This is a genomic window from Endozoicomonas sp. G2_1, from assembly GCF_017744155.1.
In the GTDB taxonomy this organism is placed as follows: Bacteria; Pseudomonadota; Gammaproteobacteria; order Enterobacterales; family Alteromonadaceae; genus JAGHQT01.
The window spans coordinates 277,559-292,234 of sequence record NZ_JAGHQT010000001.1 but is presented as its reverse complement, the minus strand read 5'-3'; the positions used below and the strand labels follow the sequence as shown (position 1 = coordinate 292,234).

The 14,676-nt window shown below is 41.2% G+C and carries 12 protein-coding genes; 11 read left to right on the top strand and 1 reads right to left on the bottom strand.

Annotated features, from left to right (window positions below):
* The 11 genes from J7384_RS01295 (at position 1) to galE (ending at position 13,323) form a co-directional block, all read left to right on the top strand.
* Positions 1 to 1,413 (top strand): mannose-1-phosphate guanylyltransferase/mannose-6-phosphate isomerase, encoded by a 1,413-nt coding sequence (locus J7384_RS01295; RefSeq protein ID WP_209110423.1) that lies wholly within the window; start codon positions 1 to 3, stop codon positions 1,411 to 1,413.
* Positions 1,414 to 1,435: 22 nt separating this feature from the next.
* On the top strand, positions 1,436 to 2,857 hold the full coding sequence (locus J7384_RS01290; protein WP_247741562.1) for a phosphomannomutase: 1,422 nt from the start codon (positions 1,436 to 1,438) through the stop codon (positions 2,855 to 2,857).
* Positions 2,858 to 2,967: 110 nt separating this feature from the next.
* Positions 2,968 to 4,134, top strand: a complete 1,167-nt coding sequence (locus tag J7384_RS01285; RefSeq protein ID WP_209110421.1) for a nucleotide sugar dehydrogenase — start codon at positions 2,968 to 2,970, stop codon at positions 4,132 to 4,134.
* A gap of 24 nt (positions 4,135 to 4,158) precedes the next feature.
* A complete protein-coding gene (locus J7384_RS01280; protein WP_209110419.1) occupies positions 4,159 to 5,166 on the top strand; it encodes an NAD-dependent epimerase in 1,008 nt (335 codons plus the stop codon).
* 123 nt (positions 5,167 to 5,289) lie between these two features.
* On the top strand, positions 5,290 to 6,186 hold the full coding sequence (gene galU, locus J7384_RS01275) for a UTP--glucose-1-phosphate uridylyltransferase GalU (RefSeq protein ID WP_209110417.1): 897 nt from the start codon (positions 5,290 to 5,292) through the stop codon (positions 6,184 to 6,186).
* A 143-nt stretch (positions 6,187 to 6,329) separates the two neighbouring features.
* Entirely contained in the window at positions 6,330 to 7,229 is a 900-nt protein-coding gene (cysD, locus tag J7384_RS01270; RefSeq protein ID WP_209110416.1) for a sulfate adenylyltransferase subunit CysD, read from the top strand.
* A 63-nt stretch (positions 7,230 to 7,292) separates the two neighbouring features.
* A complete protein-coding gene (gene cysN / locus J7384_RS01265) occupies positions 7,293 to 8,708 on the top strand; it encodes a sulfate adenylyltransferase subunit CysN (protein ID WP_209110414.1) in 1,416 nt (471 codons plus the stop codon).
* Between the two features lie 159 nt (positions 8,709 to 8,867).
* On the top strand, positions 8,868 to 10,595 hold the full coding sequence (locus tag J7384_RS01260; protein ID WP_209110412.1) for an SLC13 family permease: 1,728 nt from the start codon (positions 8,868 to 8,870) through the stop codon (positions 10,593 to 10,595).
* A 64-nt stretch (positions 10,596 to 10,659) separates the two neighbouring features.
* Positions 10,660 to 11,274 carry an adenylyl-sulfate kinase gene (gene cysC, locus J7384_RS01255; protein WP_209110410.1) on the top strand — a complete coding sequence of 205 codons (615 nt, stop codon included), beginning with the start codon at positions 10,660 to 10,662 and terminating at the stop codon, positions 11,272 to 11,274.
* 10 nt (positions 11,275 to 11,284) lie between these two features.
* Positions 11,285 to 12,271, top strand: a complete 987-nt coding sequence (locus tag J7384_RS01250; RefSeq protein ID WP_209110408.1) for a DHH family phosphoesterase — start codon at positions 11,285 to 11,287, stop codon at positions 12,269 to 12,271.
* Between the two features lie 41 nt (positions 12,272 to 12,312).
* Positions 12,313 to 13,323 (top strand): UDP-glucose 4-epimerase GalE, encoded by a 1,011-nt coding sequence (gene galE, locus J7384_RS01245; protein WP_209110406.1) that lies wholly within the window; start codon positions 12,313 to 12,315, stop codon positions 13,321 to 13,323.
* Positions 13,324 to 13,451: 128 nt separating this feature from the next.
* Here galE and J7384_RS01240 read toward each other — a convergent pair whose 3' ends face one another.
* The gene (locus J7384_RS01240; RefSeq protein ID WP_209110404.1) at positions 13,452 to 14,672 is read right to left on the bottom strand and encodes an HDOD domain-containing protein; all 1,221 of its coding nucleotides are present in this window, start codon (positions 14,670 to 14,672) and stop codon (positions 13,452 to 13,454) included.
* Positions 14,673 to 14,676 lie beyond the last annotated feature (4 nt).

Here is a 14,676-nt window from a genome sequence, read left to right as displayed (position 1 = left end):
ATGATTACGCCAATAATTATGGCCGGAGGCTCAGGCTCCCGTTTATGGCCGTTATCTCGTCAGCTTTTCTCAAAACAGTTTTTAACTTTATTCGGTGAAAACTCAATGCTACAGGCAACCGCTAAGCGCTTGTCTGGTGTTGACCACAAAGCACCAATGGTTATTTGTAATGAAGAGCATCGATTTTCTGTTGCAGAGCAGTTTCGAGCAAAGAGTATACCTAATAGTGGTATTATTTTAGAACCAGTTGGTCGCAATACTGCTCCCGCTATTGCTTTGCCTGCGTTTCAAGCTATTAATTCAGGCGAAGACCCTCTTTTGCTAGTGCTTGCAGCCGACCATGTTATTAAAGATGAAGCAGCATTTTGTGCTTCCATCGAAAAAGCTGCTGTTATTGCCGAACAAGGCAAGTTGGTCACGTTTGGTATTGTCCCGACAGCCCCTGAAACTGGGTACGGCTATATCAAGCGTGGCGATGAGCATAGCGAAGGTTTTATTGTCGATAGTTTTGTTGAAAAACCGGACTTAGCGAAAGCACAATCGTATCTTGTGAGTGAACAGTACTATTGGAACAGCGGTATGTTCTTGTTTAAAGCCAGTAGTTACCTAAATGAGTTAAAAGCATATCGCCCAGATATTTACTCCGCTTGTGAACAAGCTATGGCAAAAACCCAAGCGGACATTGATTTTATTCGCGTTGATTCAGAAGCTTTTGATGCTTGTCCTGATGACTCTATCGATTATGCGGTAATGGAAAAAACGGAACACGCGGTTGTAGTACCCATGGATTGTGGTTGGAGTGATGTCGGCAGTTGGTCTGCGCTTTGGGATATTGAAGATAAAGATATTGATGGTAACGTATTTAAAGGCGATGTGATTAATGTCAACAGTTCAAATACGTATGTCAATGCTGAAGAACGCCTAGTTGCCGTTGTCGGCCTTGATGATGTCGTGGTTGTTGAGACCAAAGATGCTATTTTGGTTTCTAAGAAATCAAAAGTCCAAGAAGTTAAGCAAGTGGTTAATCAACTTAAAACGGAACAGAGATCTGAATTTAAACATCATCGCGAAGTTTATCGTCCTTGGGGCAAGTACGATTCTGTCGATAATGGTGAGCGCTTTCAAGTTAAGCGTATTACCGTAAAACCAGGTTCCAAGTTATCTGTCCAAATGCATCATCACCGCGCTGAGCATTGGATTGTGGTTTCAGGCACGGCCAAAGTCACCAACGGCGAGCAAGAGTTATTGTTAACCGAAAACCAGTCAACTTATATCCCAATAGGCGTTGTTCATGCATTGGAAAATCCAGGTAAGGTCGATTTAGAGCTTATTGAAGTACAATCAGGTTCTTATCTTGGTGAAGATGATATTGTTCGCTTTGAAGACCGCTATGGTCGTGTTGAAAATAAGTAGCTGCTTGTATTAAGGAATTCGAATGTTAAACACGAAAGTAGTGTTAGCAGAATCTGGTGTTGCATTTGGCACCAGTGGTGCTCGTGGTTTAGTTGAGCAGTTTACTCCTAATGTCTGTGCAGCATTTGCACTTGCCTTTGTTGACTCTTTCAAAGAAAGCTTTAACGTTGAGCGCTTAGCTATTGCTATTGATAATCGCCCTAGCAGTTATGCCATGGCACAGGCCTGTAGTGGGGCACTTGAGCAGCAAGGGATTACAATTGAGTACTATGGTGTTATTCCAACGCCTGCGCTTGCCTATTGTGCGATGCAACAGAGTATTCCCTGTATCATGGTGACGGGAAGTCATATTCCTTTTGATCGTAATGGTTTGAAGTTTTATCGCCCTGATGGTGAAATTTCTAAAGCGGATGAAAATGCTATTTTAGCCAGTGACATTGATTTTCAATCAATAGAAAATTTACCGGAATTAATCGTTAGCGACCTTGCTGAAAAGCAGTATATCGAGCGTTACACCTCGTTGTTTGATTCTCCTGTTTTAGCCGATAAGCATATCGGTATCTATGAGCACTCTAGCGCTGGTCGTGAGCTTTACTATCAAATTTTTGAAGCACTTGGTGCTAAAGTGATGCGCTTGGAACCAAGTGATGTTTTCGTTCCTATCGATACTGAGGCCGTTTCTGAGCAGGATAAGCAAAAAGCCGTTGCGTGGTCGCAAGAGTATGGCTTTGATGCCATTTTTTCCACTGATGGTGATGGTGATAGACCATTAATCGCCGATGAAAAGGGAAGTTGGCTGCGCGGTGATATTCTAGGGCTACTTTGCGCAAAAGCATTAAATATTGAAGCCTTGTCTGTTCCTGTGAGCTCAAATACTTCAATTGAACTTTCTAACGCTTTTAAAAAAGTTAAGCGCACGCGTATTGGTTCACCCTATGTTATCGCTGAATTTACTCAATTGGATGAAAACTATAAATCTGTTGCAGGTTTTGAAGCTAATGGTGGCTTTTTATTAGGTACTGATACACAAGTCAGTGGTAAAGAGCTAAAAGCACTACCAACTCGTGATGCCGTGCTGCCTGCAATTATGCTGTTTTCGCAATCTAAAGGTGAGTCAACAATTTCCACTATGGTAGAGCAGGTATCAATTCGTTTTTCGGCCAGTGACCGTATTAAAAATTTTGCCACTGAAAAAAGTACAGCGCTGATTGAAAAATACAAAGACGATGCATGCAGTTTGGTTCAATTACTTGGTTTTGAATCTTCAGGTGTATTGAATGTCGACTTAACTGATGGTTTGCGCATGACACTTTCAAACCAAAGTACTATTCACTTAAGACCCTCTGGTAATGCGCCTGAACTAAGATGTTATGCTGAGTCGCTAAGTCCAAAGCAAGCTGAGCAGATAGTAACCAAGGTGTTAAGTAGAGTTATTAAACTTTGAATGTAACATAACGCATTTCAATTTTTATCAGTAATATGGTTAAATTGTTTGTGAAGTTTGTTAAAGAGCTTATGTATGGTACATAAGCTCTTTTTACTTAAGGAATATATATGAAAATAGCGGTAGCCGGCACCGGCTATGTAGGTTTGTCTAATGCGATGCTACTAGCTCAACATAATGAAGTTGTTGCAATAGATATCAATGCTGAAAAAGTGGCGTTGTTAAACGATAAAAAATCGCCGATTGTTGATAAAGAAATTGAATTGTTTTTAGCAGAAAATAAACTGAATTTTACTGCAACTTTAGACAAAGAGTTTGCCTACCAAGGCGCTGACTTTGTCGTTATTTCTACGCCGACAGATTATGACGTTGAAACTAACTACTTTGACACTAGCTCTGTTGAGGCAGTTATTAAAGATGTTATTGCCATTAACCCCGATGCGGTGATGATCATCAAATCGACAATTCCTGTTGGTTATACCGAGCGTATCAAGCAAGAATTTAATTGTGAAAATATTATTTTTTCACCTGAGTTTTTGCGAGAAGGTAAAGCACTTTACGATAATTTATATCCATCACGTGTGGTTGTTGGTGAACGAAGTGATCGAGCTGAACAATTTACTAATTTATTAGTACAAGGTGCAGTTAAAGAAAATATTGATGTCTTGTTTACGGATTCGACAGAAGCCGAAGCTATTAAGTTGTTCTCAAACACTTATTTAGCGATGCGAGTCTCATACTTTAATGAACTCGACTCTTACGCTGAAGCTCATGGTTTAGATTCTCGCCAAATTATTGAAGGTGTCAGCCTAGATCCTCGTATTGGTAACCATTATAACAATCCATCATTTGGTTACGGTGGTTACTGCTTACCTAAAGACACTAAACAGTTGCTAGCAAATTATCAAAATGTGCCAAATAATATTATTCGTGCCATTGTTGATGCCAACACTACTCGTAAAGATTTCATCGCAGAATCAATAATTAAACGTCAACCTAAAATTGTTGGAATCTATCGTTTAATAATGAAGGCGGGCTCAGACAACTTTAGAGCGTCTTCTATCCAAGGCATTATGAAGCGTATAAAGGCTAAGGGAATACCTGTGGTGATTTACGAGCCAGAATTAACAGAAGACGATTTTTTCAACTCGAAAGTTGTGCGCTCATTAGAGGATTTTAAAAATATTTCAGATGTTATCGTTTCTAACAGAATGTCCGATGATTTAGCTGACGTTGCTGATAAAGTTTATACTCGTGATCTTTTTGGTTCAGATTAATTGTTATTTTTAGGGAATATATAGATGAAGTTTTTGGTCACTGGCGCCGCAGGGTTTATTGGCTTTTATGTTGTTCAGCGTTTATGCGAGCAAGGCCATCAAGTTGTTGGTATCGACAATATTAATGATTATTACGACGTAAATCTAAAGTTGGCAAGATTAGCTGAATTAGACAGTTTAACGAACTTTACCTTTATTAAGCTCGATTTGGCTGATAGAGAGGGTATTGCTGATTTATTTGAACGAGAGCAGTTTAATCGCGTTATTCATTTAGCAGCGCAAGCTGGGGTTCGCTATTCAATAGACAATCCGCTGGCTTATGCTGACTCTAACTTAGTTGGTCATTTGACTATTTTAGAAGGTTGCCGTCACCACAATATCGAGCATCTAGTTTACGCATCATCCAGCTCTGTTTATGGACTAAATAGTAAAGTTCCATTTGCCACTTCTGATAGCGTTGACCACCCAATATCACTTTATGCTGCCACAAAGAAGTCTAATGAGTTAATGTCTCATACTTACTCACATTTGTACGGCATTCCCACTACAGGCTTACGCTTTTTCACCGTTTATGGGCCATGGGGGCGTCCAGATATGGCGTTGTTTAAGTTTACTAAAGCAATTGTTGAAGGTAAGCAGATAGATATCTATAACAACGGTGATATGAGGCGAGATTTTACTTATATCGATGACATTGTTGAAGGTGTTATTCGGGTCCAAGATATCATTCCTAAAGCCGATGATACTTGGAAGGTAGAGACGGGTAATGCCGCGACCAGTAGTGCGCCATATCGCGTGTTTAATATTGGCAATGGTAATCCCGTTAAGTTGATGGAGTTTGTTCAGTCACTAGAGCGCTCATTGGGTCTTGAAGCCAATAAGAACTTTATGCCGATGCAGCCTGGTGATGTCTATCAGACCTATGCAGAGGTTGAAGACTTATTTGAAGTCACTGGACACCGACCTTCGGTCTCTGTTGCCGACGGAGTAGAACGTTTTGTTAACTGGTATCGCGAGTTTTATAAAATTTAGCTAGTACTAATTTGTTAGCGATTGAATTATTTTCAGCCATCTTTAATCGCTATAACATGGATTAGTAACGTTAACTTTGTTAGAACTTACAAATTAAATACGTTTAAATTGGAATTTATATCAATGAGTAAAATAAAAAAAGCGGTAATACCTGTCGCTGGTTTGGGCACGCGAATGTTGCCAGCAACTAAAGCTATTCCAAAAGAAATGCTGCCCATTGTCGATAAACCGCTGATTCAATACATAGTTAATGAATGTATTGACGCAGGCATTACTGAAATAGTGTTAGTGACTCATTCTTCTAAGAATGCTATCGAGAACCACTTTGACAAGTCTTTTGAGCTTGAAACGACACTTGAGAAACGGGTTAAACGCCAGCTGCTTGAGGAAATTCAAGCAATTTGTCCAAAAGAAGTCACTATTTTGCACGTTAGGCAAGGTGAGGCGAAAGGTTTGGGGCACGCAGTATTAAAAGCTAGACCTATTATTGGTAATGAACCATTTGTTGTTGTTTTACCAGACGTGATTTTGGATGACGCTAGCGCAAATTTAAAAACCGAAAATTTGGCTGCTATGCTTAAACGATATCATGAAGTTGGTGGTTACAGTCAAGTCATGGTAGAGCCGGTGCCTATGGAAGAGGTTAGCAGTTATGGTGTCGTTGATTGTGGTGGTGTAGAGCTTAACGCAGGTGAATCTCAAGCGATGACTGCCGTTGTCGAAAAACCACCAGTAGATGAAGCCCCATCCAATCTCGCGGTAGTCGGTCGTTATGTTTTATCTGAGAAAATTTGGGATTTGCTTGAGTATACACCACCAGGGGCCGGTGGTGAAATACAGCTTACCGATGCTATTGCAAGTTTAATGAAGCTTGAAATGGTCGAGGCATTTCATATGATGGGCAAATCTCACGATTGCGGTTCGAAAATCGGTTATATGAAAGCAAATGTTGAATATGCGCTTCGTCACCCCAAATTAGCAGCCGAGTTTACAGATTACCTCAAATCATTAGAGCTCTAGAACATAAGCCGCTTAAACAGCGGCTTTTTTATTGCTCAAGTTCAATATAATTTATGGTTATATAAGAGAGTGTTCTTATATGGATGTGTTGGTAAAGCTATGGCATTATTTCTACAATTACTTAGATTATTGATACCAATACCATGAATCAAACGCACTTAAAAAAGCTTGAAGCTGAATCTATTCATATTATTCGTGAAGTTGCTGCCGAGTTTGACAACCCGGTAATGCTTTATTCGATCGGTAAAGACTCTGCAGTCTTATTACACCTTGCGAGGAAGGCGTTTGCGCCGGGTAAAATCCCTTTTCCATTACTTCACGTTGACACAGACTGGAAGTTTAAAGAAATGATTGCCTTTCGCGATCGTTTAGCGAAAGACTATGGCTTTGAATTATTAGTGCATAAGAACCCAGAGGGTTTGAAAATGGGAGTAGGTCCATTTACTCATGGCAGTGCTAAACACACCGATATCATGAAGACTCAGGCCTTAAAACAAGCCCTAGACAAGTACCAGTTTGATGCTGCTTTCGGCGGTGCTCGTCGTGATGAAGAAAAGTCTCGTGCTAAAGAGCGCGTTTATTCATTCCGTGATACTAATCACCGTTGGGATCCTAAAAACCAGCGTCCAGAGCTTTGGAACACTTACAACGGTAAAGTGAACAAAGGTGAGAGCATTCGTGTGTTCCCATTGTCTAATTGGACAGAACTGGATATTTGGCAATATATCTACCTAGAAAATATCGAAATTGTTCCTTTGTATCTCGCGGCAAAACGTCCAGTTGTCGAACGTGATGGCACACTTATTATGGTTGATGATGACCGTATGCCACTAGAAGACAACGAACAAGTACAAATGAAAAGTGTTCGCTTTAGAACCTTGGGCTGCTACCCATTAACGGGCGCTGTGGAATCTGAAGCGGCAACTTTACCTGAAATTATTCAAGAAATGTTATTAACCAAAACCTCTGAGCGTCAAGGTCGTGTTATTGACCATGATTCATCAGGCTCGATGGAGAAAAAGAAAATGGAAGGTTACTTCTAAGTCATTTTCTTTTGTTTGCATTCAACACTTATTGGTTAATAAAAATTTTATTGGAATTAGATTATGTCTCATCAATCAGAACTTATCGAACAAGACATTCAGGCGTATTTAAAGCAACATGAAAACAAAGAGCTTTTGCGTTTTCTTACCTGTGGTAGCGTAGACGATGGCAAAAGTACTCTAATTGGGCGTTTACTTCACGACTCAAAAATGATCTTTGAAGACCAATTAGCCGCTATTGAAAATGACAGTAAAAAATCCGGTACTACTGGTGAAGCAGTTGACTTAGCATTGTTGGTTGATGGCTTGCAATCAGAGCGTGAACAAGGCATCACTATTGATGTTGCATACCGTTACTTTTCGACCGACAAGCGCAAGTTCATTATTGCCGATACTCCAGGACATGAGCAGTACACCCGCAACATGGCAACCGGCGCTTCAACCTGTGATTTGGCGATTATTTTGATTGATGCCCGCCGCGGTGTACAAGTACAAACCAGACGTCACTCTTTTATTTGTTCACTATTGGGTATTAAGCACGTATTAGTAGCGGTCAACAAAATGGATCTTGTCGATTACAGTCAAGAGACCTATCAGCAAATTAAGAAAGATTATCGTGAATTTGCCAACGACCTTAACTTTACTGATATCCGTTTTGTGCCTATTTCAGCACTTGACGGTGACAATGTTGTTGAAGAAAGTGACAATATGCCATGGTACCCAGGCGCCACCATGATGAAATTATTGAACACTATTAAGGTTGATGACACAGATAGTTTCAGTGAATTCCGCTTCCCAGTTCAATATGTTAACCGCCCTCATTTAGATTTTCGCGGTTTTGCCGGTACAGTGGCTTCGGGTAATGTTCGCGTAGGCGACAGCATAGTTGCGCTACCTTCAGGTAAAGAAAGCAAAGTGGCGTCAATTGTCACCTTTGATGGCGATTTAGAGCGCGCTGAACGTGGTCAAGCGATTACCTTAACGCTTGAAGGTGAAATCGATATTAGTCGCGGCGAGATGATCGTCAAGAAAGGTAATTTACCCAACTCTTCTAAAGAATTTGAAGCGACCGTTGTTTGGATGCATGACGACACTTTAGAAGCCGGTCGCGAATACTACATTAAGCACGGCACTAAGATGACCACGGGTTACGTTAGCCAGATTAATCATCAAATTGATGTTAATACTATGGTTAAAAGTGACAGCAGCCAGTTAGCGCTCAATGAAATTGGCAATGCTAATTTTGCTGTTGCGGAAACCTTGCATTTTGACCCTTATGATACCAACCGCGAAACGGGTTCATTTATTATTGTTGATCGCATCAGTAATATCACCGTCGGTGCTGGCATGATCGTTAGCACGTTAGAGGAGAAGAACGAGCAAGCATTTTCTGCTTTTGAACTTGAGTTGAATGCACTTATTCGCAAGCACTTCCCACACTGGGGAGCGAGAGATTTAACTAAGTTACTTAGCAAGTAAACAAAGTTAGTCTCTTCAATAAGGTGCAAATGCACAAAGGCGCTGTTGAGAGAAAAATGTTTTATTTATTTTTTGATAATCAGCTGAAAGCTAAAACTAACCCCTGTCGCTTTGCACCACCGCTCTTTATATTTCTAGTGCTTGAATCAAGAGGTTATTATGACACTTGACCAAGCACTTATGCTTGTTATTTTTCTTGGCACTTTTGCCGGTTTAATTCGCTGTCAAAACCATCCTGAACGGGTTTTTGGCGTTGCCACCTTAACCTGTCTTGCCGCTTCATTTGTTACCACTGAACAAGTGTTTCTAAATGCGGTCAACCCAGGTTTGATGACCTTAGTGTTACTGGTACTGTGCTCTTTCTCGTTTGAACGCACTAGCGTATTGCGCAAGGTTTCTAGTCTTTTAATTAACGGGTCTAAAGTTAAGTCGAGTTTGCGTACGCTCGTATTGGCTGCATTAGCGTCTGGCTTGATGAATAATACTGCCGTTGTTGCCGCCTTGATTAGCACGGTAAAAAACAACACCTTGATCAATCCAGGCAGGTTATTATTACCTTTGTCATTCGCGGCAGTATTGGGGGGAACACTGACCTTAGTCGGTACCTCAACTAATCTTATTGTCAACAGTATGTTGATTGAGAAAGGTCAGCCAAGCTTGGGGTTTTTCGACTTTACACTGGTTGGCTTAGCAGCACTGTTTTGTTGTTTCTTTGTTATTTTTCTACGTATTCCCAGTTTACCGCGAATGGCGAAACAAGAGTTTTCGCAAAAGCACTATTTTGTTGAGGCGGAAATAACCGCAGAATCTAAGTTAATCGGCAAGAGTGTCGAAGAAAATGGTTTGCGTAACTTAGGGACCTTGTTCTTGGTTGAAGTCGTTCGCTGTGGCCGCATGATCTCACCTGTGACCCCTGAAGAAGTGCTGCAAGCCGGTGACAAACTAATTTTCTCTGGTGATATCTCACAAGTGTTTGTTTTGAAACAATTTGACGGTCTTGAACTATATGCTCAACAAGACGGTTTACTACGAGATAACTTAACTGAAGTGGTAATTAAACCCGATTCAGCGATTGTCGGTAAAACGCTAAAAACCGCCGGTTTTCGCGCTCGCTTTGATGCTGCTGTGGTGGCAGTAAGGCGCGATGGTGGACGATTATCAGGAAAGCTCGGCGATATTAGTATTCAAGCCGGAGATTTTTTGGTACTCGCTGTTGGTAACGACTTTGCTGCACGTACTAACTTGTCGAAAAACTTCTATATTCTCTCTGGCCATCAACCAGAAAATATGCTCCACGGCTGGCGCAACATTAGCACTATTGGTGGCTTTATCTCGGCGATCGCTGTCTCGGTACTATTTTCGGTGCCTTTGCTAACCTGTGCTCTATTTTATCTCGCCTTACTGCTGTTTACCAAGTGTCTAACGGTCAATGAAATTAAGCGTCGATTTCCGTTGGAAATTTGGATGATCGTACTTGGCGCGCTAACTCTGGCTAAAGGAATTGAAAATACTGGGCTAGCGGCTTTGATGTCATCACATATTGAATCACTGTTAGCTGGTCATAGTGTCTATTTAGTCTTTATCGCAATCTTTGGTTTAACCTTATTAGTGACCGAATTAGTCACTAACAACGCAGCAGCAGCGCTAATGTTTCCTATTGCCTATAGCATTGCGCTGGCGATGGGGGTGAACGTGATGCCATTTGTCATGGCCGTCGCTTTTGCTGCTAGTGGCAGTTTTATTAGTCCATATGGCTATCAAACCAATGTTATGGTTTATAACGCCGGCAACTATAAGTTATTGGATTTTATAAAATTTGGAGTGCCAGTTTCACTGGTTTATAGTGCGGTGGTACTGACAGTGTTACCGCGAGTGTTCCCGTTTTAATTTTCACTATCGCTCAAGTACCCGTTGTCTAGACACATTTGAGTAAATTTAATGTAGGCTTCTAATGAAAACTGAAAATACTGTTTGGCATCCTCAGCAAATTACTAAACAACAGCGCGCTCAGCAAAAAGGCCAACGCCCTTGTTTACTTTGGTATACCGGTTTAAGCGGCTCAGGTAAGTCAACCATTGCTAATGCGGTAGACGACTTGTTGTTTGAACGCGGCTATCACAGCTACTTACTTGACGGTGATAATGTTCGTCATGGCTTAAATGGTGATTTAAGCTTTACCGACCAAGATAGAGTAGAAAACATTCGACGTATTAGCGAAGTCGGCAAACTGTTTGTCGATGCCGGATTGATTGTTTCCACTGCCTTTATTTCGCCATTTGCTAGTGATCGCGCCCTTGCAGCAGAAAAAATCGGCGAAGCTGAATTCATCGAAGTTTTTATTGATACCCCAATAGAAGTTTGCGAGCAAAGAGACCCTAAAGGCCTATACAAAAAAGCACGCGCTGGTGAAATCAAGCATTTTACAGGTATCGACTCTGATTATGATGTACCCGCTAATCCTGCTATTCACGTTAAAACTGCAGAAGCCGACATTAAGCAATGTGCGGAGCAAGTACTTAGCTTTTTAGCTGAGCGAGGCTTTATCAGCTCAACCAAAGCAGTTTAGAGAGATTTCTATGCATTTTGACGTTTTTAATGGCGATGCCGACGGCATTATCGCTTTACTGCAATTGCGCTTGGCTGAGCCTAAAACAAGTCAGTTAGTTACCGGTGTTAAACGGGATATTGAGTTGTTACAGCAAGTTGATGTCAATCAAGCTAAGTCAGTAACTGTGCTTGATATCTCAATGGAGAAAAATCACACCGCGTTGGTTGAGCTGTTAAACAGCGGTGTTGATGTTTTTTATGCCGACCACCATCGCGTTGGCGATATACCGCAATCGGAGCGCTTAACCAGTTTAATTGATACTGACGCTAATACTTGTACTAGCCTTATCATTAACCACTACCTTGGTGGTAAATATGCTCATTGGGCTGTCGCTGCCGCTTTTGGAGATAATATGAATCAATCGGCAATGGCGCTTGCCGAGCAGTTAGGTATTTCAGCTACAGATCAAGAACTGCTCAAGCAGCTCGGGATAGTGATTAACTACAATGGCTATGGCAACGATATTGGTGATCTTCATTATCATCCAAAAGATTTGTATCAAGCCTTACTAGAGTACCCTGATCCTTTGCTACTGGTTAATCAAAGCGGTTCGATATTTGAAAAACTTAATCAAGCCTACCAAGCCGATATTGCCTTAGCCGAGTCGGCACAAGTTGTTGCCGATAACGATATTTGTCAGATCGTGTTATTGGACGATGCTCCATGGGCAAGGCGAGTCAGCGGTGTCTACGGTAATTTATTGGCTAACCGTAACCCTGATAAGGCACATGCAGTACTGACCAAAAATAGTCAAAGTAATAGTGAGCCAAATGCTGACTCTGAAGTTAGTTACACGGTTAGCTTACGAGCACCATTAAACAATAAACAAGGTGCTGGCGATATTTGCGTCCAGTTTCCAACCGGCGGTGGTCGCTCAGCAGCTGCGGGAATTAATCAGTTACCTGAGAATTTACTTGAGAACTTTGTTGAAGCCGTGACAAAATACTATCAATAATGCGCTATTGATACGTTTTACATAAGTATATAAGGGAACTGATGAATTTACTCATTACAGGTGGTACCGGTTATATTGGCAGTCATACCGTGGTCGAATTATTAAAATTAGGCCATGACGTTGCTATTGTAGATAACTTAGCTAACTCTTCTACGCAAGTTTTACCCCGAATTGAACAAATAACAGGTCTTAGTCCTCGTTTTATTGAAGCGGACATTTGTGATCGTGCGGCGATGGATAAAGTGTTTAGCGAAAACGCTATTGATGCTGTAATTCACTTCGCTGGTTTAAAAGCCGTCGGTGAGTCTAACGATATCCCATTGAGTTACTATCACAACAATGTTTCTGGCACGGTTACTTTGTTGGAAGTCATGGCAGAGCACAAGGTTAAGAATATCGTATTTAGCTCTTCAGCAACGGTTTATGGTGAAAATAACCAGTCTCCGTTGGTTGAAACCATGCCAACTTCAGCGACTAATCCTTACGGCCAAACTAAGTTGATGATAGAGCATATTTTGTTTGATTTAGCCAAAAGTGATCCCGAGTGGTCAATTGCCTGTTTGCGCTACTTCAACCCAATTGGTGCCCATGAATCAGGCCTTATTGGTGAAAACCCAAATGGTATTCCAAATAATTTATTGCCTTACGTTGCGCAAGTAGCCGTTGGTCGACTGGCTCAATTACAAATATTTGGCGATGATTACGATACCATTGATGGTACTGGTGTTCGTGATTATATTCACGTTGTTGACTTGGCGCTTGGCCATGTCAAAGCGCTAGAGAGTCTTGATAAAATTGACGGCTGTCAGGCGATTAATTTGGGTACCGGCAACGGTACGTCGGTATTGCAAATTGTTGAGCAGTTTAAGCAAACTGCTGAGCGCGACATTCCTTATCAAATCGCACCGAGACGAGCTGGTGATATCGCAACGGTATTTGCCAATGCCGAACTTGCTAACAACTTATTGGGTTGGCAAGCAGAGCGTGGCTTAGTTGAAATGATTACCGATACTTGGCGTTGGCAGTCACAAAACCCGAACGGTTTTGAGTAGGTTGCGATAAAGCCAACAGACTAATTCAGCCAAACTAAAAAGGGATAATAAAAACACCAAAGTGGTTTTATTATCCCTTTTTGTTTTTTAAGGCTTTTGTCTCAATCTTGAGTTTAAACCCAGGGCCTTTATTCAGATATTAGGGCTTGTTCATCCGCCCATGCGACGGCGTCGTTGTAGGCCTTAACGACTTGCTGTTTGTCTAGCTTGAGTTTGTCACAAGCCAGCTCTACTTTTTCCCACTGTGCTTGTTCAATAAGCTCTGTAAGCTTAATTAAATTGGCAAGCATACCTTTTTTAGTCAGTAGGCTTTCTTTAATCTCTTGAGCTAAAGGTAGCTTTTCTAAAATCGCAGCCAAGTCTTCATCTAAAATCGCATCAATTAGCGACATTAAGCCAGTTAAGAAAGCGGTAGGGCCATCCACTTGCGCGTTTATAAACTCAGCAATAGCTTCACAGCACTTCGCCCTTGTCATAGAAAACTTAATCAGCTCAGATGGTTTGTCTGGGTTGACATTGGCGGCAAACATCACGCCGAGAAAACGTTTAAGTTCACTTGAACCAAGTGTGATTAGCGCTTGTTTAATCGTCGAAATTTCTTTTCTACGCCTAAATATTGGCGAGTTAGCATAACGAAGAAGCTTGTAAGACAAGGTTACATCGCGTTCAAAAACAGAAGTAATACTAGCTAAGTCTAATTCTGGCTTAGATGTCTCATAAAGTAGTTCTGCCATCGCCATTTGCGAGGGCGATAGGCTTTTCGTTTTAACCATTTCTGGTTTCGAAAAGAAGTAGCCTTGAAACAAGGTACAGCCAAGCGCTTTCGCTTGCTCGTATTCTTCGTAGGTTTCAACTTTCTCAGCTAAAAGCTGGATGTGAGGAAAGTCTTTGATCGCCGCTTTGACTTGTTCCATTTGCTCAGGTCTACTTTCTAACCAATCAATTTTGATTATTTTGATGTAAGGAAAGAAGTGTTGCCATACTGGTTGATGGACATAATCGTCAAGCGCGAGGGTATAACCTTGCTCAAATAAGTCTTTACACTCGGCTAATAATTTTTTACCCGGTTTTACTGTCTCCAATATTTCAACTACCACTTCGTCAGTGGTTAGCATTTTAGGGTAACCTTTGCTAATGGTGTCTAGTGTAAAGTTGATAAAAGCGGGCTTGTTGTGGGTAAAGTCACTGATACCCATATTAAAGCGGCTAGCTTCAATCATTTTTGTGGTGGCTTCATCACCATCGATATCGGGGAAAACATTGTCAATACTGTCACGAAAAAGTAGCTCGTAAGCGTATAAGTTTTTGTCTAAATCTAAAATCGGCTGGCGAGCCGCATAAAAGTACATGTAA